This window comes from Bradyrhizobium sp. WBOS07 (assembly GCF_024585165.1).
GTDB classification, from domain to species: domain Bacteria; phylum Pseudomonadota; class Alphaproteobacteria; order Rhizobiales; family Xanthobacteraceae; genus Bradyrhizobium; species Bradyrhizobium japonicum_B.
Genome location: NZ_CP029008.1, coordinates 4,020,425 through 4,045,106, shown reverse-complemented (window position 1 = coordinate 4,045,106; position 24,682 = coordinate 4,020,425). Strand labels below are relative to the sequence as shown.

Genomic DNA, 24,682 nt, shown 5'->3' with positions numbered 1-24,682 from the left:
AGGCGTCGCAGGCTTTCCCGCATGACTTCCCCGCCATTCACCATCCGAAGCGTCCAGGCCTTTGGCTATCGCTACCCGCTGACCACGCCGGTCATCACGTCCTTTGGGCGGATGGCGGATCGGCCTGCTGTTTTCGTCCGCGTTGAAGACACCGACGGAAACATCGGCTGGGGCGAAGTGTGGTGCAATTTTCCTGCACCCGGTGCCGAGCATCGTGTCCGGCTCGTCAACGAGGTGCTTGCGCCGGCTTTGATCGGATTCAATGCGCCCGAGCCCTCTGCCGCGTTCGAACGCCTGACGCAGGGAACCTCGGTGCTGGCGCTGCAGTCCGGAGAGGCCGGCCCGTTTGCGCAGTCGATCGCCGGCATCGATCTCGCGGTCTGGGATCTCTACGCGCGCCGCCGGAATGTTGCGTTGTGGACGCTGCTCGGCGGCGCCAAGCGCAAGATCAAGGTCTACGCCAGTGGCATCAATCCGGTCGGGTCCGAGCGGACGGCTGAAGCGGCCCTTGGCCGCGGATACCGCGCGTTGAAGCTGAAGATCGGCTTCGATCCGGCAACTGACCGCGCCAATCTCGGCGCGCTGCGCCGTCTCGTCGGCGAGGGGCTGCTCGCGGCCGACGTGAACCAGGGCTGGACCATTGCGCAGGCGCTGGAACTTGCGCCTCCGCTCGAGCGCTTCGGTCTTGCCTGGCTCGAGGAGCCGATCCGTGCTGATCGTCCGCGGCAAGAATGGCAACAGCTGTACGAGGCCATTCGCTTTCCGCTCGCAGCCGGCGAGAACATTGCCAGCCACGCCGGCTTTGCCGAGGTGCTGGGTGAGCCGATTCTCCGCGTCGTCCAGCCCGACATCGCCAAATGGGGCGGGCTGTCGGCCTGCACCAGCATTGCCCGCGACATCCTGGCGTCGGGAAAGATGTTCTGTCCGCACTATCTTGGCGCCGGCATCGGTCTTCTGGCATCCGCGCATCTTCTCGCCGGCGTCGGTGGCGACGGGCTGCTCGAAGTCGACTGCAACGAAAACCCGCTGCGCGATCGCTTCTGCGGTCCGGTGCTCGATGTCCGCGACGGCATGATCGAGCTCGGTGACGAGGCGGGTCTTGGCATCACGCCCGATCTCGCTTCCATCGCGCAATACCGGACAATCTGATGCCAGCTCGCGGCTACGACTACATCATCGTCGGCGCGGGCTCGGCCGGCTGCGTCGTTGCGAACCGGTTGTCGGCCGATCCGTCCTGCCGTGTTCTGTTGCTGGAGGCCGGCGGAGCGGACCGGAATTTCTGGCTGAAACTTCCGGTCGGCTACTACCGGACTATCTACAACGAGCGATTCTCGCGCCTGTTCAGGACCGAGCCCTCGGAAGGGAGCGGCGGCCGCGCCATTGTCTGGCCGCGCGGCCGCGTGCTCGGCGGCTCCTCGTCGATCAACGGCCTGATCTTCATCCGGGGCCAGCACGAGGACTTTGACGATTGGGAGCGCCTCGGTGCGGACGGCTGGAGCTATCGCGAGCTCCTGCCGTATTTTCGGCGTTACGAACGCTATCGCGGCGGCGAGAGCCAGTTTCACGGCGGCCTCGGCGAGTTCGAGGTCTCCGATCTCCGCAACGACAATCCGGCATCGAAGGCCTGGGTCGAGGCGGGTGTAGAGTTCGGCCTGCCGCGCAATCCCGACTTCAACGGCGCCACGACGCTGGGCGTCGGCACCTACCAGCTCGGCATCGGCCGGCACTGGCGGACCAGCTCCGCCTCTGCGTTTCTGCGCCCCATCGCCGGCCGTCCCAATCTCACCATCATCACCCATGCGCAGGTCAGCAGGGTCATTTTCAATGGTCGCGTCGCGACCGGCGTCGAGTGGATCAGCAACGGACAGGTCCACAGCGCGACGGCCGATCGTGAGATCATCCTGTCCGGCGGCGCGCTGCAATCCCCGCAGATCCTCCAGCTTTCTGGCGTCGGTCCGGCCGAACTGCTGCGCAAGCTCGGCATTCCCGTAATTGCCGATTCTCCTGAGGTCGGCGCCAATCTCCAGGACCATTATCAGGCCCGGCTGATCGTCCGTTTGAAGGAGCGAATCTCGCTCAACGATCAGATCCGCAATCCCGTCGCGCTGGCGAAGATGGGGCTGGAGTGGATGCTGGCAGGCAGGGGTCCATTGACGGTCGGGGCGGGGCAGGTGGGCGGCGCAGCCTGCACGGAATACGCGGTTGGCGGAAGGCCGGATGTGCAGTTCAACGTGATGCCGCTCTCGGTCGACAAGCCCGGCGAGCCCCTGCACCTCTATTCCGGCTTCACCGCCTCGGTCTGGCAGTGCCATGGCAAGTCGCGCGGACAGCTTGCGATCAGCTCGATTGACCCGTTCGAGCAGCCGCGCATCGTGCCGAATTATTTCGCCGAAGAGATCGATCGCAAGACCATCGTTGCGGGTCTGAAGATTCTGCGCGAGATTTATCAGCAGAAGGCCTTTCGCCCGCTCTGGGATGTCGAGATGGTGCCGGGCGAAGCGGCAAGGGATGATGCCGGGCTGTGGGATTTTGCGCGCAACACGGGAGGCACGGTGTTTCACTGCGTCGGGACCTGCCGCATGGGGCGGGACGCGCAGGCCGTGCTCGACCCGCAGCTGCGGGTGCGCGGCGTCGAGCGCCTGCGCGTGATCGACGCCTCCGTGATGCCGCAGATCACCTCGGCCAACACGAATGCGACCAGCCTGATGATCGGCGAACGGGGCGCCGCGCTGGTCATGGCTTGATCGCGCGGCCTGAATTCCGGAGGGCGAGATGGAATTGAGTTCCGATAGTCACGTCCCCAAATACGCGCAGATCGCCGACATCTTCCGGCAGCGGATCGCACGCGGCGTCTGGACCCAGGGTTTTCGGCTGCCGGCCAACGAGGAGCTGGCCGCCGAATTCGGTGTGTCGCGCGTCACGATCAGGCAGGCGGTGGAGCTGCTCGCACGCGACGGTGTGATCGAGGCGCAGCAGGGCCGCGGCACCTTCGTCACGGGAACCGTGCGGCAGGATCGCTGGCTCAAGGTCGAGACCACGCTGTCCGATCTTGCCGACATGTACCGCGACACCTCGCCCGAGATCATCAACATCTCGGAAAGCCGCAGCAATGCCCCGCTGCTTCCCGGGGACGGCAAGCCGGCGGAAAAATACGTTTTCATGCGCCGGCTGCATTCGCGGCAGAAGCAGCCTTACTGCGTCATCTCCATCTATCTCGACGAGAAGATTTTCCGCAGGTCGCCGAAGCGTTTTCGCAACGAGACCGTGATCCCGATCCTCAACGATCTCAGGGATCCCGCCATCGCCAGCGCGCGCCAGACCCTGACGATCGGCACCGCGGATATCGAGGCGGCGCGGCTGCTGCGCGTGCCGCTGAATTCGCCGGTGGCCGAGGTCCGCCGCATCTTCACGACCGCGGACCGTACCGTGATCTATCTCGGCGAGGTCACCTATCGCGGCGACTTCGTGCGGATCGACATGGATCTGCGTCCCTAGGAAGGAGAGGCCAGATCTGGCTCGACCGGACGACGGCGGTCGGCGGCTGGACTCCCCCGACGTTGAGCTGAATCAAGCGGCAGCCGCCGCTCTCCGTTACCGTTCGCACCGCAGACGACGGCGATGGGAGAAGCAGGGTGGAGTCCGATCGAGTTTCACGGAAGCAGGGCATCGCAATGGCCGCCATCCTGGCCGGCGGCATGCTGCTCGCCATGCTGCAATTCGGCCTGTCGACCTACAATACGATCGAAACCATTCCCTACAGCCAATTCGAGCAGCTGCTCGCCCAGGACAAGATCGCCGAGGTGTCCGTCGGCCCGGATACGATTCAAGGCAAATTGAAGGAGCCGCTCCCGAGCGGCAAGTCCGCCTTCGTGACCGCGCGGGTCGATATGGCCCTGGCCGAGAAGCTCGCGGCAAAGGGCGCCAGCGTGACCGGCGTCCCCGGCGGCGGCGCGTTGCAGACCTTGCTGTCCTGGATTTTTCCGGTCATCGCCTTCTTCGTGATCTGGCTCTGGATCGGCCGCTCCATGGGCGGCGGCCAGGGCCTGGGCGGGCTGATGGCAATCGGCAAGTCCCGCGCGAAGGTTTACGTCGAGAAAGACATCAAGGTCACCTTCGCGGACGTCGCCGGCGTGGACGAAGCGAAGTTCGAGCTCCAGGAAGTGGTGTCGTTCCTCAGGGATCCCAAGAGCTATGGTCGCTTGGGCGCGCACGTCCCCAAGGGTATCCTGCTGGTCGGACCGCCGGGAACGGGAAAGACCCTGCTGGCCCGCGCGGTGGCGGGAGAGGCCGGTGTCCCGTTCTTCTCGATCTCCGGCTCGGAATTCGTGGAGATGTTCGTCGGCGTCGGCGCGGCGCGGGTTCGGGATCTGTTCGAGCAGGCCCGCAAGGCCGCACCATGCATCATCTTCGTCGACGAGCTCGACGCACTCGGCCGCAGCCGCGGGCCGCTGTCGTTCGGCGGCTACGACGAGAAGGAGCAGACGCTCAATCAGCTGCTGTCCGAGCTCGACGGTTTTGATCCGAGCGCCGGCGTCATTCTGCTGGCGGCCACCAACCGCCCGGAGATCCTCGACCCCGCGCTGCTGCGTGCAGGTCGGTTCGACCGGCAGGTCCTGGTCGACCGGCCGGACAAGAACGGACGCGTTGCGATCCTGAAGGTGCATGCCCACAAGATCCGCATGAGCAGCGACGTCGACCTCGACAAGGTGGCGGGTCTCACGACCGGATTTACCGGGGCAGACCTTGCGAACCTGATCAACGAAGCCGCAATCGCGGCGACCAGGCGGAGCGGAGACGAGGTCACGTTCGACGATTTCGTCACGGCGATCGAGCGGATCGTGGCCGGAATCGAGAAGAAGAGCAGGGTGTTGAGCAAGGACGAACGGCGCAGGGTTGCCTATCACGAGATGGGCCATGCCCTTGTCGCCGCCAGCCTGCCCGGCGTCGACCCCGTGCAGAAGGTCTCGATCATCCCGCGCGGGATCGGTGCGCTGGGCTACACCATCCAGCGACCGACCGAGGACCGGTTCCTGCTGACCGTCGAGGAGCTGAAGAACCGCATTGCGGTGCTGATGGGCGGGCGCGCGTCGGAGCGTCTGATCTTCGACGGGGCGATCTCGACCGGCGCCGCCGACGACCTTCAGCGTGCGACCGAAGTCGCGATCGAGATGGTGACCAAGTACGGCATGGACGAGACGGTGGGGCAACGCACTTACGCACCCAAGCCGCAGGCCTTTCTCGGCGCGGCCCAGGACAAGATCGCCGGCGCCGCCGAGGCGACCGGGCGCGAGATCGATCTCGCCGTCCGCAACCTGATCGAGGAGGGAGACCGCCGTGCCCGCGACATCCTCCAGCAAAGGCGGGCAGACCTCGATGCCGGCGTCGACCTGTTGATCGCAAACGAAACGGTTACGTCGGAGCAGTTTGCGCCATTGCGCGGCAAACGCAGCGGCGAAAGCGAGCCGGTTGCCGCATGACGGCGCTGGGCGCCGGCAGCGCCATGATGCCGCCAGAAGGGGCGGGGCTTCGGGGGACAGCCTGATTTTCCCGGGTTGATCCGGGTCAAGATCTGACCCGCCAGACGCACTATGATGCGATTTTCCAGCTCGCTGCGGCCGCCCCCGGGCCTCGGCAGCTCCCGTTTTTTCGGGACGATGACGTCAAGAGAGCCGCGTGTGGAACGCGGAAAATGAGTTCATGCCCACATATTATTTCGACATGAAGGACGGCGTGCCCGTTCGGGATAGAGCCGGATTGGAGCTTGTCAGCGACGGTGCCGCCATCGCGCACAGCAAGGACCTGGCCGACCGGATGCGCCGGGAGAAGCCGAACGGCCATCCCGACCTTGAGATCGTCATCATCGACGAGAGCGGCCGCGAAGTTCACCGCGAACGGATTTATTGGAGCGCAACCTGAGCAGCGGTAAATGGATGTAGCGCTGCTCTCTCTGCCAAAGCCCGTTAGCTCGCTGCACATCGCCGAATTCGGCCCCCGCATTGACTTGGCGCAAACTCGCCAGCCGATCGGCTCCTAGCTTAGGGCTAAGCGCCGGGTCGGGGTGCTCGTCTCCCCCTCGCCCAACAGGTGCTGAACGGAAGGCGCTTGGGGAGGGGTGAAGCACTGTGAAGCGGCAGCACATAAAGCAAACCGTATCATTTCAGGTCCGTCTTTCGGCATGGGCCGAACAGCTCCGCGAGCGTGCCGCCAGACTGAAGCCTGGCCGCGAGCGGGACGAGCTGCTTGCGAAGGTTCGCCAAGCCGACGTCGCAGCTCACCTCGACGAATGGGTCAACTCTCGGGGTCTTCAGCCGCCAAAGTAGGGTTGCTCTGCTTCCCAGCTGAATATGGCCAATTGAGCTGTCGCCCTCGCGCTCGGCAGCAGCCCAAATCGACCGTATCGAGTGTCAAGGCTCTGCGATCGCCAGCCGCTTCGCGAGGCTTGCCGAGATCAGATAGGCCGCGGCGATGGCGATGATCGTCGCAAGCAGTCCCGCAGGCAGCGCGGTAAAGCCGAATGCGCCTCGCCATGGGCCGAGTGCAAGCGCCACGCCGGCAAGCAGGGCACCCAAGGACGTGGCGATCAAGATGGCGTGGGGGCGGTGTGCGCGCCACGGCAGCTTGCGAGACCGGATCACGAAGATCACCAGGATCTGGGTCGCTATCGATTCCAGGAACCAGCCGGTTTGAAACATCGGCGCATCCGCATCGAACAGCTTGAGAAGAACGGCGAAGGTAATCGCGTCGAACAGGGACGACGCCATTCCCATGACGATGGTGAAGCGAAGGATGCTTGTCATGTCCCAGGATTCCGGCCGCGCAATGTCCTCGCGATCGACGTCGTCGAAAGGGATGCCGATCTCGGAGAGATCGTAGATCAGATTGTTCAGCAGGATCTGCAACGGCAGCAACGGCAGGAATGGAAGAACGACCGAGGCCAGGGCCATCGAAAGCATGTTGCCGAAATTCGAGCTCGTTCCCATTCGGACATATTTCAGGATGTTGGCGAACGTCCTGCGGCCTTCGCGCACACCGGCCGCTAGCACGGACAGGTCGGGCGCCAGCAGGATCAGGTCGGCGGCCGCGCGGGCGACCTCGGTCGCGCCCGTGACGGATATGCCGACATGTGCGGCGTGAAGCGCGGGGGCGTCATTGACGCCATCGCCCATGAAGCCGACGACGTGATTGCGGTGCCTGAGCGCGGCAATGATCCGCCGCTTCTGGTCGGGATCGATCCGGGCGAACAGGTCGACATGGTCGACCCGGGCGATGAGCGCGGCATCGGTCAGCTCGGAGATCTCGGCACCGGTCATGATCCGGTCGGCGCTGAGGCCGACCGATCGCGCCACGTGCGCGACCACGGCGCCATGGTCGCCGGAAATGATCTTGATGGTGACGCCGAGCGAGCCGAGCGCCTTGATGGCTGCGGCCGCATCCTGCTTCGGCGGATCGGCGAAGGCACAAAAGCCGATCATGGTCAGATTGGTCTCGTCGCCGACGGCAATGGTCTGCTGCCCCGCCGGTATGGACTTGAAGGCGACGGCAAGAAGCCGGAAGCCGTCGCGGGCATAGCGCGCCTGGATGTCGGCCATCTTCTGTTGCCAGACGGCGTCGAGCGGATGAGCCAGACCATCGATTTCTACGGCCACGCAGCGAGAAAGGATGGATTCGGGAGCCCCTTTGGCGATCAGCGTCTGTTCGCCGTTGCGTCCGACCAGAACGGACAGGCACCGCCGCTCGAAGTCGAACGGGACTTCCGAAAGCCGGACCCAGCCATCGCGATCGTCGCGGCTTGCCGACAGGATGGCGTCGTCGAGAGGGCTTCTGATGCCGGCCTGAAATGTGCTGTTCAAGCGCGCCAAGCTCAGAACGCGGTCGCTGGCCCGATCCTCGGGATCGACATGCGCCTGCAGCGTGATCCGGGCTTCCGTGAGCGTGCCGGTCTTGTCGACGCAAAGCGTGTCCATCGCACCCAGATCGTGAATTGCGGACAACCGCTTGACGATGACTTTCCGCTTCGCCATGCGCAGGGCGCCGCGGGCGAGGGTCACCGTCATCACCATCGGCAGCAACTCGGGTGTCAAGCCGACGGCGAGCGCGATCGCGAAGAGGAAGGACTCCATCGCGTTGCGTTGCGCGACGAGATGAGCCATCAGCACGAAGAGCGTGAGGAAGAGCGTCAGCCGAAGGATCAGCAGCCCGAGCCTGCGGACGCCCTGCTCGAGCGCGGTTGGCGGTGCGTTGGCGGCCATTGCCGAGGCGATCGCGCCGAAGCGCGTCCGGCCCCCGGTCGTCACGACCAGCATCCTGCCCCTGCCGCCGACGGTACTGGTTCCCGCGAACAGGGCGTTGATGGCGTCTGCCGGCAATGCAGCGGAGCAGGTAGCGTCGGTCTTGAAGGCCGGAAACGGCTCGCCCGTCATCAGTGCTTCATTGACCTGCAGATCCTGCGCATCGAGGACGATGCCGTCGGCCGGTATCAAATCGCCGATACGGAGCTTGACGACGTCCCCCGGGACCAGTGCCGTCACCGAAATCGTCGCATCCCTGCCGCCCCTGACGACGTCAGCCTGAATGGCGACCGATTCCCGCAACCTTTCGGCGGTGAGCTCGGCACGGTGCTCCTGAACGATATCGAGCGTGATGGAGAGGGACAGCACGGTGGCGATGATGGCAAAACTGCCGATATCGCCGCTCAACCCGGAGAGGAGCGCAGCCGCCAGGAGCATGGCGATCAGCGGATTCCACAGACGTTGGCCGAGCTTGCGCAGGGCCGATCGGCCCGGTGAGGCGTCGGCGCGGTTCGCGCCGTGGATCTTTAGCCGTCGGGCGGCTTCGCCCTGCGAGAGGCCGTCCGGGCCGGAGCCGAGCGCGCGGTAAAGCTCGGCCTTTGGCATTTGCCAGAACGCCTCGGCCAAAACCTTGGCCGGGCTGGATTGTTCGATCATGGAACGGCTCGGCGGTCGCTGATTTCCAGGCGAGGCCAAGGGTAGGGGGCTGCTCGTTTCCCGGATTGATGCAACGCAATCAGATCTCGGACGGCGTCGTCAGGAGGCGGACACCGGGAGCAAAGCGCCCCCGGCCGCATCATTTCTTCCGGCCGTTTCCCGACGGGGAAAATACCTGATTGGCGGGCGGCTGCCCGCCGGTCGGCACGGCGATGGCGATGAAGCTGCGGCCCATCGAGCTGTGACAGGCATTGCAGCCGTCGGTCAGCGCGCGCATGGAGCCGGCGAACTTGCGATCGTCTCCCGCCGCGATCGCGTCGGCGACCGCGAGCAGCGGCTCGTTCATCGTGGTCACGTTGGTGACGGGAATTGCAGGGTAGAAGATCGCCGCTTCGGCCAGGCTGTTCGTCAACTGGCGCAGCTCGTACGCGGCGAGATCCCAGTTTCTCGCCTTGCCCGCGTACCAAAGCTTGAGATGCTGAAGCTGCGCCATGCTCATGACTTGGGTGAGGCGAGGCGCATCCTGCTTTGCGTTCGGGGAGGGCTGGAAGCTGGACTGCGCAATCGCGGATGTGACCGCGCCCGCCGAGATCGCCAGCACCACACACCAATTCCTTAGCGTCATCCGACCACTCCTTGCCGATTGAACGTCTTGAATATCAGCGCCGCGGGCTGTGCTCTTGCGTTGCATCAATCCTTCCACGGCCCTGGCGTCGACGCCGGTCCCATTGTCGTGAATGACGCCGGAGTTTGCGCCTCGACAAAGTGGTCGCGACTGCCGCCGCTTACCGTTTTCGAGCGCTGACATGGAAATTCATGTGCAGGCGATGGGAAGTAGGCCGTGATCGGAACCAGCCTCTGTAGATGGGCCATCAGTTACTTCGCAGTCGCGATCGTATGGTTGCTGCTCGCAGAAGCACTGATGGTCGTTGGGTTCGGTTTTCCGAACCACGATATCGGCGCTCCGGAAACTCTCGTCATTGTCCACATGGTCAGCATCGGCTGGTTGAGCACGGTGCTGTGCGGCGCGCTGTTCCAGTTCGTGCCGGTGCTGGTCGCAAGGCCGCTCTATGCGGAACGCTGGACGCTGCCGGCTCTGGCGCTGCTGACGCTGGGGCTGATGGTCCTGCTCGCGGGCTTTCTGGCTCTGGGCGGGCACATCAACGGGCCGCCATGGCTGCTTCCCATTGGGGCCGGCCTTCTGATCGCCGGCTTCGCCCTGGTCGTCGCCAATCTCGGCATGACGCTGTGGTCGGCCCGTCCGCTGCCGCTGCCGGCGCGGTTCGTCGCAGGCGGGCTTGCCTGCATCTGCGTCACGGCGGCGTTCGGCGGCCTGTTCTCGCTGGTGCTGTCCGGAACCGCCATCGGCGCGCAATGGCCGGAGCTGCTGGTCTCGGGCGTGCCGATCCACGCGCTCGCCGGCCTTGGCGGCTGGCTGACCTTCACGGCCATGGGCGTCAGCTATCGCCTGCTTGCGATGTTCATGCTCGCGCCCGACGGCGATGCGCGGCTCGGCCGCCTCGCCTGGTCTGCCGGCATCATTGCGCTGGCCGTCGGACTTGTCGGCGGCGCGCTCGCACTTTGGCGCATGACGGGGCTGAACCTGGCATTTCTGCTGGCAGGAACAGCGGCGCTGCTGTCGCTGGCCGCCTACGGCCGCGACGTGCTCGGCCTGTACAGGACCCGCAAACGCCGCGCGCTCGAGCTCAACACGCGCATGAGCCTCGTTGCGCTGACGAGCCTCATCGCCGTCGCGATCCTTGGCGCCGCTTGTCTCGCAACCGGCACCTTCTCGTCCCATGTCGGCGCGCTCGCCTTTCTCCTCGCGTTCGGCTGGCTCACGGGCCTCGTGCTCGCCAATCTCTACAAGATCGTGCCGTTCCTGACCTGGCTCGAGACCTATGGTCCGGTGATGGGCAGAGTGCCGACGCCCCGCGTCCAGGATCTTGTCGCCGAGCGCCGCGCCTCGAAATGGTTCGTGCTGTTCTTTGCCGGAAGCTGGACGGCGACATTGATGCTCATGATCGACGCGCCACTCGGCTTCCGCGTCGCCGTCGCGGCGGTGATGGTTGCGACGCTCGGCCTGAGCGAGGAGTTCATCAGGGCCCGGCGGCTTACGGATGTGGCGGCGGCGCAACGCCTGCCGACGGGAGCAGCCGCGCCCCATCTCTTGGTCTCAAGAAACTGAAAGGAGACTGCAATGACCGAATTCATCGACGTCGATGTCCGGCCGATCCTGCGTGCAGGCGGCGAGCCGTTCTCGATCATCATGGCCGCGCTCGAGCGGCTGGAGCCCGGGGAGGGGCTGCGGCTCTATGCTCCTTTCAAGCCGGTCCCTCTGTTCGAGGTCATGGCGAGCAGGGGCTTTGCTCATCGGGCAGCCGAGCTCGAAGGTGGCGAATGGGAGATCCGCTTCATGCCGGACGATGGCTCGGTCGAGGCGCCTGAACCGGTCTTTGCTGCCTCGAGCGAGGGCGATTGGCCCGAGCCCGCGGTCCATCTCGACAATCGCGACCTCGATCCGCCCGAGCCGATGGTTCGGATTCTGGCTGCCCTGGAGCGGCTCGCGCCCGGCCAGACGTTGTCCGCCTTGCTCAGCCGTGAACCGGTCTTCCTGTTTCGGGAGTTGAGCAAGCGCGGCCATCAATGGCGCGGCGGCTTCACGCCGCAGAAGGATTCCTATCAACTGACGGTGAGGGTGCAGCCATGACGATCAACGATGATGATCTCGTGGACCTGATCAGGCAGGCACTGAAGGTTGTGATCGATCCGGAGCTCGGCCACAACATCGTCGACCTCGGCTTCATCTATGACGTGTCGGTCGACGAAGGCGCCGCCCACATCACCATGACGGCGACCACACGCGGTTGCCCCGCCGCGTCCTTCCTCAAGGAGGGTGTCGCGAGCAGCGCTTGCCTCGTTCCGGGCGTCGAATCGGTCGACGTCACCATGACGTTCGAGCCGCCCTGGCATCCCTCGATGATCTCGCCGGGCGTCAGGTCATCGCTCGGCTTTGCCGAGGTGAATTGATCCGGCGAACCGGCTGTGACGGCAGCCGCTGCGCCGGCTATGCGCCTTCCGAGCCCGACCAGACCTTTGCGGGTGCGCGAAGCTTTGTCAGGTCGAGCAGGTTGATCGCCCGGGCGGCGATCTGGTCGATCACCTCATCCAGCGACTGCGGCCTCAGATAAAAGGCCGGCATCGGCGGGGCAATGATCGCGCCGATCTCGGTTGCCTGGAGCATGCTGCGCAAATGGCCGAGATGCAGCGGGCTCTCGCGGACCAGCAGCACCAGCCGGCGCCGCTCCTTGAGCTGCACGTCGGCTGCGCGCGTCAGGAGGTTGTCGAGCTGCCCCCAGGCGATGGCCGAGAGCGTGCGGATCGAGCACGGCGCCACGATCATGCCGGCAACCGGATACGAGCCGCTGGCGATCGCGGCGCCGACGTCCGAATGAAGATGATGGCGGAAGGCGAGCGCGCGCAGCCGCGCCAGCGCATCGCTGCCCACTTCCTCGCTCAGCGTACGCTCGGCCGCGGGCGAGACCACGAGGTGCACCGCGTAGTGCGGATCGGCAGCCAGCAGCTCGACGATGCGCATGCCGATCGCGGCGCCCGAGGCGCCGCTGATGCCGACGACGATGCCTTGTCGCCCGCTCATGTCAGGACCGATGTGCGTGCGGGCGCACCGGAAAGGCCGAGATTGGCCCACATCGCATCGACACGTGCGACCACGGTGGGATCCATCGCCAGCGGAACGCCCCATTCGCGATCCGTCTCCGGTGGAATCTTGTTGGTGGCGTCGATGCCGAGCTTGCCGCCGAGCCCGGATTTCGGCGAGGCGAAATCGAGATAGTCGATCGGCGTGTCGGTGAGGGTCACGAGATCGCGCGAAGCGTCGCTGCGCGTCGAGACCGCCCACATCACGGCTTTCCAGTCGCGGACGTCGATGTCGTCGTCGACCACGATCAGGAGCTTGGTGTAGCTGAACTGCGGCAGCATCGACCACAGGCCCAGCATCAGCCGCCGCGCCTGGCCGGGATAGCGTTTCTTGATCGCCGCGACCGCGATGCGATAGGAGCACGCCTCCGGCGGCAGCCAGCAATCGGTCACTTCAGGGAATTGCTGACGGATCAGCGGCACGAACAGGCGGTTGAGTGCCTCGCCGATCCGCGACGGCTCGTCCGGCGGTCGGCCCGTGAAGGTCGAGAGATAGACCGGCTGCCGCCGGCTGGTGATCGCCGTCACGCGCATCACGGGGAATTCCTCGACGGAATTGTAGTACCCGGTGTGGTCGCCATAGGGACCCTCGGGCGCGGTCTCGGTCGCCGAGACCAGGCCCTCGATGACGATCTCGGCCTCGGCCGGGATCGCGAGCGGGACGGTGAGGCATGGCGCGAGATCGGGCCGTTCGCCGCGCAGGATTCCGGCGAAGCGCAGCTCCGACATGGTCTCGGGCAGCGGCAGCACCGCGGCCAGGATGGTTGCCGGATCGGCTCCGATGACGATCGCGACCGGCATGTCGCGCCCGATCCCCTTCCATTGCTGGTGGTGGCGAGCGCCGCCGCGATGCGCGAGCCAGCGGATGATGGCGCGGTCGCGACCGAGCACCTGCATGCGGTAGACGCCGACATTCTCCTCCTGGTCGGCCGTGGCGGAGTGCGGCGGCACGGTGATCACGAGCGGCCAGGTGATCAGCGGTGCCGGCTCCCCGGGCCAGCAGATCTGCACCGGCAATCTGGCGAGATCGATGTCGGGCCCCATCGCGACGCAATCCTGCACCGGTGCCGCCGCGCGCGTGCGCGGGCGCGTCGCCAGCGCGGCGCGGGCGAGCGGAAGCTTGCCGAAGGCCTCCCTGATGCTGTTCGGCGGTCGCGGCGCGCGCAGCTCGGCCATCAGCTCGCCAAGCTCTTCGAGGCGGTCGGGCGCAATCCCCATGCCCCACGCGATCCGCTCGACCGTTCCGAACAGATTGGTGAGGAGCGGCATCTCCGAGAGGCAGCCGTCGGCTTTGACGGGCTGCTCGAACAATAATGCCGGTCCGTGCGCCTCCAGCATGCGCCGGTGGATTTCCGTGATCTCGTGGACGACGGAGACCTTCTCGCGAATGCGTCGCAACTGCCCCCGGCTTTCGATGAAGCGCAGGAAGTCGGTCAAGTCGCGAAACCGCGGCACATCACGTTGCAACTGAAGATGCTCCCAAAAAATCACAGCTAGCCGGCCTGTTTTTGGTCTTCATTGTTCCGGCTCAAATACAACAATGTGCATTCCGTCCAGATGTGGCGCCATGAATGACCCGTCCGCCGCATCTCCCGGCCGGTTGCCGACGATTCCGCCGCTCGTCGCATTGGCGATGCGTCCGCTGCCCCTGCTGCCGTTGCAGCTCGTGCTCGGCGGCGTCCTGCGGCGCATCCACCGGCGCAACCCAGCGATATTCGACCGGCTCGGCGCGCATGCGCGCGCGCGGTTCGGCATCAAGCCGACCGATCTGCCCTTTGCCTTCGTGGTCGAGGCGAAGCCGCCGCGGCTGTCCGTCGTGCGCGAGCTGCCGAAGGGCCTGGATGCGCGCATCTCGGCCTCGCTCGCCAATCTCCTGGCTCTGCTCGAAGGCAAGGTCGACGGCGATGCCTTGATGTTCTCGCGCGAGCTCGTCATCGAGGGCGATGTCGAGGCGGTGCTGGCGTTGCGCAATGCGATTGACGACGCCCAGCTCGATCTCGCCGCCGAACTGTCCTCGCTGTTCGGTCCGCTGGGCGTGCCGGCGAGGCGCGCCTTCGAGGCCGCCCGCGGCCATGTGATCGGCTCATCGGGCCAAGGCGAGCAATTCAGATGATGGAATTGATCTGTCCCGCCGGGACGCCGGCGGCGCTGAAGAGCGCCATCGATGCCGGTGCCGATGCGATCTATTGCGGCTTCAACGACGAGACCAACGCGCGCAACTTTCCCGGCCTGAATTTCAGCCGCGACGAGCTGCGCAAGGCAATCGCGCTCGCGCATGACCGCGGCGCGAAGATCCTGGTGGCCATCAACACCTTCCCGCGCGCCTCCGCCGTCGACATCTGGCATCGCGCGGTGGATGATGCGGTGAGTGCCGGCGCCGATGCGCTGATCCTTGCCGACATCGGATTGATGGACTACACGGCGCGGCGCCACCCGAGCCAGCGTTTGCACGTCTCGGTCCAGGCCGCGGCCGCGAATCCGGATGCCATCGCGTTCTATGCCGAGAATTTCGGCGCGCGGCGCGTCGTGCTGCCGCGCGTCCTGAGCGTGCCGGAGATCGCCGAGATCACGCGAGAGTCCGCCTGCGAGACCGAGGTCTTCGTGTTCGGCGGCCTCTGCGTGATGGCCGAGGGGCGCTGCTCGCTGTCGTCCTACGCCACCGGCAAGTCGCCGAACATGCAGGGCGTCTGCTCGCCGCCGAGCCATGTGACCTACGAACAGACCGCGGAGGGGACGAAGTCCAGCCTCGGCGGCTTCGCCATCAACCGGTTCGGGACGAGCGAGCCCGCCGGCTATCCGACGCTGTGCAAGGGCCGTTTCTCGACCGCGCAGGGCGCCGGTTACATTTTCGAGGATCCCGTCAGCCTGGACGCCACGACCTTGCTTAGGGGCCTGCGCGATGCCGGCGTCACCGCGCTCAAGATCGAGGGCCGCCAGCGCGGCCGTGCCTATGTCGAAAGCGTGGTGCGCCATTTCCGTCATGCGCTCGCCGCGCTCGAGAACGGCAGCGAGGCGGATATTGCGAGTCTGAAGCCGTTCACCGAAGGCCAGGCCTCCACGCTCGGCGCCTATCGCAAGACTTGGCGCTAAAGACCTGGCGCTAAAGACCTGGCGCTGATCTCTTCGAATATGTGAGGTTCCTGCGATGCAACTCAGCCTCGGTCCAGTTCTGTACAATTGGGCGCCGGAACGCTGGCGCGACTTCTACTTCCGTATCGCCGATGAAGCGCCGGTCGATGTCGTATCGGTCGGCGAGATCGTCTGCTCGAAGCGGTCGCCGTTCATCGCCGACCACATCCCGGCCGTGGTCGAGCGGCTGCAGAAGGCGGGCAAGCAGGTGCTGCTGGGCTCGCTGATCCTGGTCTCGCTGCGGCGCGAGCGCCGCCAGACCGAAGAGCTCGCTTCGGCCGAAGGCGCGCTGGTCGAGGTGAACGACCTGACCTGCCTCAGGGCGCTCGCAGGCCGGCCGCATGCCATCGGGCCCTTCGTCAACATCTACAACGAGGCGAGCGCAGCCTTTCACGCCGCGCATGGGGCAGGGCGCATCTGCCTGCCGCCCGAGTTGCCGCTGGCCTCGGTGGCGGCGATCGCGAAGGCCGTTCCCGATGTCACGATCGAGGTGTTCGCGTTCGGCAGGGTGCCGCTGGCGATCTCCGCCCGCTGCTATCATGCGCGCCTTCACAAGCTCGCCAAGGACAATTGCCGCTTCGTCTGCGAGAAGGATCCGGATGGTCTGCTCCTGAGCACGCTGGAGCAACAGGAGTTTCTGACCATCAACGGCGTGCAGACGCTGTCTCACACTTGCGCCAATCTGCTGGGTGAGGCCGAACTGTTGCGCCAGAGCAATGTCGGCTCGCTGCGCCTGTCGCCGCAGGATTGCGACATGGTCGCCGTCGCCAGGATTTTTCGCGACGTGCTCGACGGTCGCGACGATGTCGATGGCGGCAACCGCCGGCTTGCGGCGGCCTATCCTGGTGTGCCGTTCTCGAATGGGTTCCTGTGGGCAGAGCCAGGTCACCTCTATCGTCGGGCCCGATCAGGGGATGCGCAAGGTGCGGTGTCGCAGATCGGGGTCGTCTCACCCGGATAGGGCTACGGTCGTCCGGACCATCCCAGGAACAGTTTCGGCGGCGCTCCGTTAGCGCAGCGAGCTTCCCGGAGTTGTCCATGACCGATTATCCAAAGCCTCCTTTTCCACCGCAGCAGCAGCCGATGCCCGGTTCGACGCGGGCGATGCAGCCTCGGCCGGATCATGGCGAGGAGAGTTACAAGGGCGCCGGACGCTTGGCCGGAAAGAAAGCGTTGATCACCGGCGGCGACAGCGGCATCGGCCGCGCGGTCGCGATCGCCTACGCGCGCGAAGGCGCCGACGTCGTCATCTCTTATCTGAACGAGGACGAGGATGCGGCCGAGGTCAAGGCGCTGGTGGAGCGGGAGCGGCGCAAGGTCGTCCTGATCCCCGGCGATATCAGCAATCCCGATCATTGCCGCTCGATCGTGCGTCGCACCGTGGAGGAGCTCGGCGGCATCGATATCCTCGTCAACAATGCGGCGCATCAGGCCACGTTCAAGGACATCGCCGACATCAGCGACGAGGAATGGCAGCGCACGTTCGCGACCAACATCCACGCCATGTTCTATCTGACCAAGGCCGCTGTCCCGCACATGCGGCCGGGCGCTGCCATCATCAACACGGCGTCGGTGAACTCGGATATGCCAAATCCGACGCTGCTGGCTTACGCCACCACCAAGGGCGCCATCCAGAATTTCACCGGTGGGCTTGCCCAGATGCTGGCCGAGAAGGGTATTCGGGTCAACGCCGTTGCTCCGGGGCCGATCTGGACGCCGCTGATCCCGTCGACCATGCCTGAGGACAGGGTCAAGAACTTCGGCAAGCAGGTTCCGATGCAGCGCGCCGGCCAGCCGGCCGAGCTGGCAACCGCCTACGTCATGCTGGCCGATCCGCTCTCGAGCTACACTTCGGGAGCGACGCTCGCCGTCACTGGCGGGAAGCCGTTCATCTGACAGAATTAGGACTTGGTGAGACGAGGTCTAATCACAAAGTCGCGGCGCACTCCCTCTCCCGCTTGCGGGAGAGGGTCGGGGAGAGGGTGCATCCGCAATGGGACAATCCCCGAGAGGAGAAAGCCCTCACCCGCGCCTTTGGCGCGACCTCTCCCGCAAGCGGGAGAGGTGCCGGAGCCGCAGCAATCGATTCAACCAATCCAGTCGGCTTTGCAGCACTTGCTCAAGCGGCGTCGGACGCCTTGGCGTTGACGCCCTTGCGCAGCGCCACCGTGTTCAGCTTGGTGTTGGCCGCCTTCTCCTCGTTCAGATTGGTCGTGAGGAAACGGACGATGTCGTCGTGGCCGAGCTCCTCGGCCCAGGCGATCAGCGTGCCGTAGCGGCAAATTTCGTAATGCTCCACCGCCTGCGCGTTGGCGACGATCGCGGCGTCGAGCACGGCCTTGTCCTCGATCTCTCCGGCGGTCGCATCGGCTTCATCGATGAGGCCGTCGATGGCCGGACACTGCGTGCCGCTGGGCTGCTTGCCGAGCTTGGCGAACACCTTGTCGAGCCGTTCGACCTGCTTGTTGGTCTCGTCCAGATGCGCTTTCAAGCCTGCGGCGAGGTCCCTGTTGGTCGCCTTGTCGATCATCTTGGGCAGCGCTTTCAGGATCTGCTGCTCCGCGTAATAGATGTCCTGCAGCCCGTGCAGCAGCAGGTCTTCCATCGATTTGATGTCCTTGGTGAAGAAACCCATAAAAGACGCTCCTTTTCACAATGATGGCAGTGGAACGCTCCACGGCGGCAGCTGTTCCAATCGGTGGTGAGACCAGGAGAGCCGAATGAACGACGGAATTGATCATCTTGCGGGCCTGCTCGGACGCGCGGCAATGGACGTGTGGGGCGACATGCCTCGCGACATCCAGGAAGCGCTGTTCGAAACCGCCATGAAGGGACGCGAGACCGAGCGCGAGGAGCTGGCTCGGCTGCTGCATGAGCGGCATCCGCGCACGATTCACCCGGCCCGGCCGGGATGATGCAGTGGGTGGAACGATAGTCCGCGCCACCGATTGGTAAAATGGGCGATGCGCCCGCGAACCGTGGGAAATGAGACGGTGGAGGCGTATCGCTCAGCCGTGATCAATTCTGTGAGCCGATTGAAGTGACTGAGATGAGCATCGGAAAATGGTACGATCCGGTCTCGGAGCGGTGGATCGTGCCTCGTGAGACGCGCACCATGGGATACGGTCAGCCCAACGCGCAGAAGGTGCCGGACACTCACGAACGACGCGAGGCGCAACGGATCTGGGACCTGCTGGTCGATTGCTGCGCCCGCGGTTGAGCGCGTGGTCCCCGGGTCGGGCTTCGCTGCCGCTCGCTATGGCCGGGCCGCAATGGCCGTCATCTCGAGCTTGACGCCCGGACCGAGGTCGGCCACGCCGATTGCAGCGCGTGCCGGCAGATGAGCTTCTGCAAAGTGCGCTTTCCAGGCCGCGTTGAACGCGGCCTTCTCGTTGAGATCAGTCATGTAGATCGTCACCTGCAAGACGTGGGCTGGATCGGATCCGAGGGTCTTCAACAGCTGCGCCAGTTGGGTGAGCACGTCGTTGGCCTGGCCTGACATATCGAGGCTGGTGTCCTCGGGGACGATGCCGCCGATGTAAAGCACGCCGTTGTGCTCGACCACTTCGTGGAGCAGACCTTCATACGGCAAGACGCGTTTGATCATGAGAAATCCGTTGTCGCTGTGAGGGCCGCGGCATATCGCACATTCCAGGCAAACGCGAGCGCCGGTGTCTGCGAATTGCCGCCGCATGGTCCGGACCAAGTTGCCAGGCGGTGCTCGCGCACGACAGCCCTGTCGGCGCTGATCTCGACGACATCCCGGGATGATCGGTATACTGCCACCTCGTGCCGGAACAAGGAACAGATGATGGACGATACGATTGGCTTTCCCGACCCCGGTCTTGACCTGTCGAGCGGCTTCAGGCCGCACACCTCGCATTGGGGCGTGTTTTCGGCGCGTCAGGGCGCGGCCGGCCTCGAGGTCAGGGCCTATGCGGGCGATCCCGATCCGAACGGCATCATCGGCAATTTTCCCGGTGCGCTCCGCCACCAGGCGCGCATCGCCCAGCCGGCGATCCGCCGCGGCTGGCTCGAGCGCGGGCCGGGCCCGGACAATCGCCGCGGCCGCGACGAGTTCGTCCCGGTCAGCTGGGAGAAGGCGCTCGATCTGCTCGGCGACGAACTCGGCCGCATTCGCGATACGCGCGGGCCGGGCGCCGTGTTCGGCGGCTCCTATGGCTGGTCGAGTGCGGGGCGCTTTCATCACGCCCAGAGCCAGGTGCATCGCTTCCTCAACATCGCGATGGGCGGCTATGTGCGCTCGGTGAACTCCTATTCGTCGGGTGCGTCCTCGGTGCTGCTGCCGCAGATTCTGGCGGGCTATGAGGACATCACCAAGCGCAACGTCACCTGGGAGCAGATCGCGGCCGAGACCGAGATCGTGCTGGCCTTCGGCGGCATGGCGCTGAAGAACTCCATGGTGGCCGGCGGCTCGATCAGCAAGCACGTCGAGCGCGGCGCGATGGCGGCGGCGCGCCGGCGCGGCTGCGAATTCATCCTGGTCAGCCCGCTGCGTGACGATCTGCCGGTGGAAGCTGGCGCGGAATGGATGAGTTGCGTGCCCGGCACCGATACCGCCTTGATGCTCGGCATAGTCCACACGCTGGTGGCTGAGGGTCTGCACGATCAGGCCTTCCTCGATCGCTACACCGAAGGCTGGCCCGTCTTCCTGCGCTATCTCACCGGCGAGAGCGACGGGCAAGCCAAGCATGCCGAATGGGCTGCGGCCATCTCGGGCGTCGCGGCCGACACGATCCGAAAGCTGGCGCGCCGGCTCGCCGGAAAACGCGCGCTGATCACGGTCTCGCATTCGCTGCAGCGCGCCGAGCATGGCGAGCAGCCGGTGTGGATGGGTATGGTGCTGGCGGCAGCCCTCGGTCAGATCGGCCTGCCCGGCGGCGGCTACGCCTATTCGCTGGGGGCGATCGGCTATTACGGCCGGCGTGTCAACGACGTGCCGGGACCGACGCTGGGGCAGGGCCGCAACGGCGTCGCCGATTTCATTCCGGTGGCCCGCATTGCCGACATGCTGCTGGGTCCTGGCACCACCTATCGTTACAACGGCGAGACGCGCACCTATCCGGACATCCGTCTCGTCTATTGGGCCGGCGGCAATCCGTTCCATCATCACCAGGATCTCAACCGCCTGCGCAAGGCCTTTGCGCAGCTCGACACCTTTGTCGTGCACGAGCTGGCCTGGACTGCCACGGCCCGGCATGCCGACATCGTGCTGCCCGCGACGATGACGCTCGAGCGCGAGGACATCGGCTATTCCACCAACGACCCCCTCATGGTCGCCATGCACCGGATCGCCGAGCCGTTTGGACTTGCACGCGACGACTACGATATCTTCGCCGATCTCGCCGAGCGTCTAGGGGCCCGCGAACCCTTCACCGAGGGGCGCACGTCGCGGCAATGGCTGGAGCATCTCTACGAGCCGACCCGCGCCTCGCTCGCCAGGCGCGGCCTGGAGGCGCCGAGTTTCGACGAATTCTGGGCGCGCGGCAGCCTGGTCGTGCCGCAGCAGCCCGATGACGGCGGCCGGCTGCGTCGCTTCCGTGAGGATCCCGTCAATCACGGGCTGCCGACGCCGAGCGGCCGCATCGAGATCTATTCGGCCAAGATTGCGGCCCATGGCGATGCCGATTGTCCGGGGCATCCGGTCTGGCTGGAGAAGACCGACACGCCGAAGCCCGGCTCGCCGTGCTTTCTCGTCGCCAACCAGCCGGTGACGCGCCTGCACAGCCAGCTCGATTTCGGCGGGCATTCGCTTAGCTCGAAGCATCGCGGCCGCGAGGTCGCGCGCATGAACCCGGTCGATGCGGATGCGCGCGGCATCGGGGATGGCGACATCATCCGCCTGTTCAACGCGCGCGGCGCCTGCCTTGCCGCGGTCCACGTCACCGACGGCATCGCGCCCGGCGTCGTGCAGCTTCCGACCGGCGCCTGGTACGATCCGATGGATCCGGAAGACGAGGCGCCGCTCTGCGTTCACGGCAATCCCAACGTGCTCACCCGCGACGTCGGCACCTCGTCCCTGGCGCAGGGCTGCACCGGTCAGCTGACGACGGTCGAGGTGGAGAGGTTCACCGGTAATCTGCCGCCGATCCGCGCGTTCGATCCGGCATAGGGCTAACGGAACCGCTGCGGCGCGCGGCTGATTTGGAAGGGCAGGCGGTCATGCCGATGCCGCCTTCCACGGATACGACCAACGGTACTGCAATCAAACGAGGAGAACCGAGATGATCCGAAAGGCAACGGCAGTCTGGAAGGGCACCGGTCGCGACGGCACGGGCCATTTGACGAGCGAATCCGGCGTGCTGGCGCAGACCCCCTATTCGTTCAAGACCCGGTTCGAGAACGAGAAGGGCACCAATCCCGAGGAATTGATCGCCGCCGCCCATGCCGGTTGCTTTACGATGGCGCTGGCCTTCGGGCTCCAGATGGCCGGTTTCACGCCGGACGAGCTCTCGACTGAAGCCGCCGTGACCCTCGAGCCCGAAGGCAAGGGCTTCAAGATCAGCAAGTCCGCGCTGACGCTGCGTGCCAAGGTGCCGAACCTCGACGAGGCAGCCTTTGCCAAGTTCGCCGGCGAGGCCGAGAAGAACTGCCCGGTGTCGAAGGTGCTCAACGCCGCGATCACCCTCGACGCCAAGCTGGGCTAAGGCGGGGGCTCGTTGCGGGCCCACGGTTCGAGGAACCGGCCGGGCAGGCATGCAAGGCATGGCTTTCGGCCGGGCGGCCGAAAGCATATGTTGCGGCAGATGTCGAACGTAAAGCAATCGGGAGCGGACAGATGACGACAGAGCGCGCAGTTTTGGCCGGAGGTTGCTTCTGGGGCATGCAGGATCTGATCCGCAAGCAGCCCGGCGTGATCTCCACCCGCGTCGGCTATACCGGCGGCCACGTCAAGAACGCCACCTACCGCAATCACGAAGGCCACGCCGAGGCGATCGAAATCATGTTCGATCCGGCAAGGACCAGCTTCCGGACCATGCTGGAATTCTTCTTCCAGATTCACGATCCCACCACGCTCAATCGCCAGGGCAATGATCTCGGCACGAGCTACCGCTCGGCGATCTTCTACACCAGCGAGGAGCAGAAAAGGATCGCCGAAGACACCATCGCCGACGTCGAGGCGTCGGGCCTCTGGCCGGGCAAGGTGGTGACCGAGGTCGCGCCCGCTGGCGAGTTCTGGCAGGCCGAGCCGGAGCATCAGGACTATCTCGAGCGTTATCCGGACGGCTACACCTGCCACTTCATCCGGCCCGGCTGGAAGCTGCCGCGCCGCGCGGCTGCGGTGGGCGGCTGAAGCATGATCCGGAAAAGTGCGAAGCGGTTTTCCGGAAAGATCATGCGCAAACAATAACCTGAAGCGCGATGACGATTTATTGAAATCTCATCGCGCTTCAGCTCGCCGTGCCCTGACGTGCGCTTGTCGTGACGATCGGCGCTGACAGCGTGACGAGGCCCATCAGCGCCGCCAGCAGCCCGAATGCCGCTGGCAGCCCGCCAATCTGTGCGATGAAGCCGACGCCGGCCGGACCGATGAGGACCCCGGCATAGCCTGCGGTCGTGACGGCCGCGACGGCCAGGCCGGCGGGCATCACCGTTTGCCGCGCCGCCCGGCGGAACAGCACCGGCACGAGGTTCGACGCGCCGAGCCCGATCAACAGGAAACCACCGATGGCAAGTGCTGCAACGGGCGCGGTGAGCAGCATCACGAAGCCCGCGATCGCGATCAGGCTGCCCCACAGCAACGTCGCGCGGTCTCCGATGCGGGCAACGACGGCGTCACCGCCGAGCCGGCCCACCGTCATCGCGATCGAGAACACGATGTAGCCGGCGCCACCCTGCGCCTCGGTGACGAGCCCGGCGCCGATCACGAGCAGCGCGCCCCAATCGAGCATCGCGCCTTCGACCAGGAAGGTGATGACGCCGAGAAGCGCGAGCAGCAGCACCGATCCGTGCGGCATCACGAACAGCGGTCCCTCCTGCACCTGCACCGAGCGGAGCAGGCGCGGCGCGGTCACGGCCATCGCGATCAGCATCAGCACGGAGCAGATCAGCGTGCAGGCGAGCGTGCCGAATTGCAGCGAGAGCAGCGCCGTCATCAGCGCGGCTCCGGCGAAGCCGCCGATGCTGAACAGCGCGTGGAAGCCGGACATCAGCGGGCGTTTCGCGGCGCGCTCCACCTCCACGGCATGGATGTTCATGGCGACGTCGATCGAGCCGAGCGCGGCGCCGAACGCGAACAGGGCCAGCGCCAGCGTCGCGGGCGAGCTTGCGACCGCGAGCAGGGGCAGGACCAGCGCCAGGCCGAACCCGCCCGCGATGATGATCGGCCTGCTGCCGTAGTGCGCGCTCACGATCCCGGTTAGCAGCATCGCGACCACGGAGCCGATGCCGAGGCTGAGCAGGAGCAGACCGAGCACGCCGTCGTCGACGCCGAGCCGCGTTTTCGCGAACGGCACCAGCGGCGCCCAGCATGCGATGCCGAAGCCGGCAACGAGGAAGGCAAGCCGGGTCGCAAGGCGTGTCGCCGGCCGGTCGGCAGAGGACAATGGAATCTCCGGGGGAAACAGAGGCGGGAGGAATGACAAGCCCGAAGATTGTCGCGACTTTATGTCGGTGGCGTGGAATGCGATGTCGCGGGTGCACGTGCGTGTAGCGTGTAGCCCGGATGGAGCGGAGCGCAATCCGGGGCCGCTCCCCCGGCATGCTCCGCTTCCCCGGATTACGCTTTCGCTCCATCCGGGCTACGGGACCGTGCCCTGTCCGGAAATACTGCGGCGAAAGGGCGGGCCGTGCGTACGGCAAAACCGTGTGGTCCTGGCCGTCGTTGCTACGGTCAAGCTTCCGCGGAGGTGCGAGCGAGCCCAACCGGG

24 protein-coding genes are annotated in these 24,682 nt (G+C 65.6%); 17 read left to right on the top strand and 7 right to left on the bottom strand.

Annotated features, from left to right (window positions below; translation table 11 throughout):
• The first annotated feature begins 21 nt into the window (after window positions 1-21).
• The 5 genes from DCM79_RS19360 to DCM79_RS19340 all read left to right on the top strand — a co-directional run bounded on the left by DCM79_RS19360 (window position 22) and on the right by DCM79_RS19340 (window position 5,916).
• Window positions 22-1,149, top strand: coding sequence for a mandelate racemase/muconate lactonizing enzyme family protein (locus tag DCM79_RS19360; RefSeq protein ID WP_257175855.1), 1,128 nt, complete (start codon window positions 22-24; stop codon window positions 1,147-1,149).
• Window positions 1,149-2,744, top strand: coding sequence for a GMC family oxidoreductase (locus DCM79_RS19355; protein WP_257175854.1), 1,596 nt, complete (start codon window positions 1,149-1,151; stop codon window positions 2,742-2,744). The genes DCM79_RS19360 and DCM79_RS19355 overlap by 1 nt, the downstream gene beginning before the upstream one ends.
• Window positions 2,745-2,772: 28 nt before the next feature.
• Window positions 2,773-3,495 carry a GntR family transcriptional regulator gene (locus DCM79_RS19350; protein WP_257175853.1) on the top strand — a complete coding sequence of 241 codons (723 nt, stop codon included), beginning with the start codon at window positions 2,773-2,775 and terminating at the stop codon, window positions 3,493-3,495.
• A gap of 137 nt (window positions 3,496-3,632) precedes the next feature.
• Window positions 3,633-5,477 carry an ATP-dependent zinc metalloprotease FtsH gene (gene ftsH / locus DCM79_RS19345; RefSeq protein WP_257175852.1) on the top strand — a complete coding sequence of 615 codons (1,845 nt, stop codon included), beginning with the start codon at window positions 3,633-3,635 and terminating at the stop codon, window positions 5,475-5,477.
• 196 nt (window positions 5,478-5,673) lie between these two features.
• On the top strand, window positions 5,674-5,916 hold the full coding sequence (locus DCM79_RS19340) for a hypothetical protein (protein WP_306556677.1): 243 nt from the start codon (window positions 5,674-5,676) through the stop codon (window positions 5,914-5,916).
• A 488-nt stretch (window positions 5,917-6,404) separates the two neighbouring features.
• Here the strand turns inward: DCM79_RS19340 and mgtA are convergent, their stop codons facing one another.
• Together mgtA and DCM79_RS19325 are read right to left on the bottom strand one after the other, a co-directional pair.
• Window positions 6,405-8,945 carry a magnesium-translocating P-type ATPase gene (mgtA, locus tag DCM79_RS19330; RefSeq protein WP_257175850.1) on the bottom strand — a complete coding sequence of 847 codons (2,541 nt, stop codon included), beginning with the start codon at window positions 8,943-8,945 and terminating at the stop codon, window positions 6,405-6,407.
• Between the two features lie 139 nt (window positions 8,946-9,084).
• Window positions 9,085-9,549 (bottom strand): hypothetical protein, encoded by a 465-nt coding sequence (locus DCM79_RS19325; protein ID WP_306556676.1) that lies wholly within the window; start codon window positions 9,547-9,549, stop codon window positions 9,085-9,087.
• 237 nt (window positions 9,550-9,786) lie between these two features.
• Here DCM79_RS19325 and DCM79_RS19320 point away from each other — a divergent pair, with 237 nt between their 5' ends.
• Genes DCM79_RS19320 through DCM79_RS19310 form a run of 3 tightly spaced genes read left to right on the top strand, consistent with a single transcriptional unit; the run spans window position 9,787 to window position 11,975 of the window.
• On the top strand, window positions 9,787-11,133 hold the full coding sequence (locus DCM79_RS19320) for a hypothetical protein (protein WP_257175849.1): 1,347 nt from the start codon (window positions 9,787-9,789) through the stop codon (window positions 11,131-11,133).
• Between the two features lie 12 nt (window positions 11,134-11,145).
• The gene (locus DCM79_RS19315; RefSeq protein ID WP_257175848.1) at window positions 11,146-11,655 is read left to right on the top strand and encodes a DUF2249 domain-containing protein; all 510 of its coding nucleotides are present in this window, start codon (window positions 11,146-11,148) and stop codon (window positions 11,653-11,655) included.
• On the top strand, window positions 11,652-11,975 hold the full coding sequence (locus DCM79_RS19310; protein ID WP_257175847.1) for a metal-sulfur cluster assembly factor: 324 nt from the start codon (window positions 11,652-11,654) through the stop codon (window positions 11,973-11,975). The genes DCM79_RS19315 and DCM79_RS19310 overlap by 4 nt, the downstream gene beginning before the upstream one ends.
• Before the next feature lie 37 nt (window positions 11,976-12,012).
• Here the strand turns inward: DCM79_RS19310 and DCM79_RS19305 are convergent, their stop codons facing one another.
• Together DCM79_RS19305 and DCM79_RS19300 are read right to left on the bottom strand one after the other, a co-directional pair.
• Window positions 12,013-12,603 (bottom strand): UbiX family flavin prenyltransferase, encoded by a 591-nt coding sequence (locus tag DCM79_RS19305; protein ID WP_257175846.1) that lies wholly within the window; start codon window positions 12,601-12,603, stop codon window positions 12,013-12,015.
• Window positions 12,600-14,129, bottom strand: coding sequence for a UbiD family decarboxylase (locus tag DCM79_RS19300; protein ID WP_257175845.1), 1,530 nt, complete (start codon window positions 14,127-14,129; stop codon window positions 12,600-12,602). The genes DCM79_RS19305 and DCM79_RS19300 overlap by 4 nt, the downstream gene beginning before the upstream one ends.
• A 100-nt stretch (window positions 14,130-14,229) precedes the next feature.
• On the opposite strand from DCM79_RS19300, the gene DCM79_RS19295 reads away from it, so the two are divergent.
• The 4 genes from DCM79_RS19295 (at window position 14,230) to DCM79_RS19280 (ending at window position 17,687) form a co-directional block, all read left to right on the top strand.
• The gene (locus DCM79_RS19295) at window positions 14,230-14,775 is read left to right on the top strand and encodes an SCP2 domain-containing protein (RefSeq protein WP_257175844.1); all 546 of its coding nucleotides are present in this window, start codon (window positions 14,230-14,232) and stop codon (window positions 14,773-14,775) included.
• A complete protein-coding gene (locus DCM79_RS19290) occupies window positions 14,775-15,752 on the top strand; it encodes a peptidase U32 family protein (RefSeq protein ID WP_257180796.1) in 978 nt (325 codons plus the stop codon). The genes DCM79_RS19295 and DCM79_RS19290 overlap by 1 nt, the downstream gene beginning before the upstream one ends.
• A gap of 55 nt (window positions 15,753-15,807) precedes the next feature.
• The gene (locus DCM79_RS19285; RefSeq protein ID WP_257175843.1) at window positions 15,808-16,752 is read left to right on the top strand and encodes a U32 family peptidase; all 945 of its coding nucleotides are present in this window, start codon (window positions 15,808-15,810) and stop codon (window positions 16,750-16,752) included.
• Window positions 16,753-16,829: 77 nt separating this feature from the next.
• Window positions 16,830-17,687, top strand: a complete 858-nt coding sequence (locus tag DCM79_RS19280; protein ID WP_257175842.1) for an SDR family oxidoreductase — start codon at window positions 16,830-16,832, stop codon at window positions 17,685-17,687.
• 223 nt (window positions 17,688-17,910) lie between these two features.
• Here the strand turns inward: DCM79_RS19280 and DCM79_RS19275 are convergent, their stop codons facing one another.
• Window positions 17,911-18,426, bottom strand: coding sequence for a ferritin-like domain-containing protein (locus DCM79_RS19275; protein WP_028137832.1), 516 nt, complete (start codon window positions 18,424-18,426; stop codon window positions 17,911-17,913).
• Between the two features lie 85 nt (window positions 18,427-18,511).
• Between DCM79_RS19275 and DCM79_RS19270 the strand changes: the two genes are divergently transcribed.
• Together DCM79_RS19270 and DCM79_RS19265 are read left to right on the top strand one after the other, a co-directional pair.
• Window positions 18,512-18,706, top strand: a complete 195-nt coding sequence (locus DCM79_RS19270; RefSeq protein ID WP_028137831.1) for a hypothetical protein — start codon at window positions 18,512-18,514, stop codon at window positions 18,704-18,706.
• Between the two features lie 134 nt (window positions 18,707-18,840).
• Window positions 18,841-19,011 (top strand): hypothetical protein, encoded by a 171-nt coding sequence (locus tag DCM79_RS19265; RefSeq protein ID WP_257175841.1) that lies wholly within the window; start codon window positions 18,841-18,843, stop codon window positions 19,009-19,011.
• Window positions 19,012-19,047: 36 nt separating this feature from the next.
• Here DCM79_RS19265 and DCM79_RS19260 read toward each other — a convergent pair whose 3' ends face one another.
• On the bottom strand, window positions 19,048-19,398 hold the full coding sequence (locus DCM79_RS19260) for a RidA family protein (protein ID WP_257175840.1): 351 nt from the start codon (window positions 19,396-19,398) through the stop codon (window positions 19,048-19,050).
• Between the two features lie 204 nt (window positions 19,399-19,602).
• Here DCM79_RS19260 and DCM79_RS19255 point away from each other — a divergent pair, with 204 nt between their 5' ends.
• From DCM79_RS19255 to msrA, 3 genes are all read left to right on the top strand, one after another.
• Window positions 19,603-21,924, top strand: a complete 2,322-nt coding sequence (locus DCM79_RS19255) for a molybdopterin guanine dinucleotide-containing S/N-oxide reductase (RefSeq protein WP_257175839.1) — start codon at window positions 19,603-19,605, stop codon at window positions 21,922-21,924.
• A 112-nt stretch (window positions 21,925-22,036) separates the two neighbouring features.
• On the top strand, window positions 22,037-22,459 hold the full coding sequence (locus DCM79_RS19250; protein WP_028137828.1) for an OsmC family protein: 423 nt from the start codon (window positions 22,037-22,039) through the stop codon (window positions 22,457-22,459).
• Between the two features lie 131 nt (window positions 22,460-22,590).
• Window positions 22,591-23,106, top strand: a complete 516-nt coding sequence (gene msrA, locus DCM79_RS19245; RefSeq protein ID WP_028137827.1) for a peptide-methionine (S)-S-oxide reductase MsrA — start codon at window positions 22,591-22,593, stop codon at window positions 23,104-23,106.
• 97 nt (window positions 23,107-23,203) lie between these two features.
• Here the strand turns inward: msrA and DCM79_RS19240 are convergent, their stop codons facing one another.
• Entirely contained in the window at window positions 23,204-24,358 is a 1,155-nt protein-coding gene (locus DCM79_RS19240) for an MFS transporter (RefSeq protein WP_257175838.1), read from the bottom strand.
• Window positions 24,359-24,682: the final 324 nt, after the last annotated feature.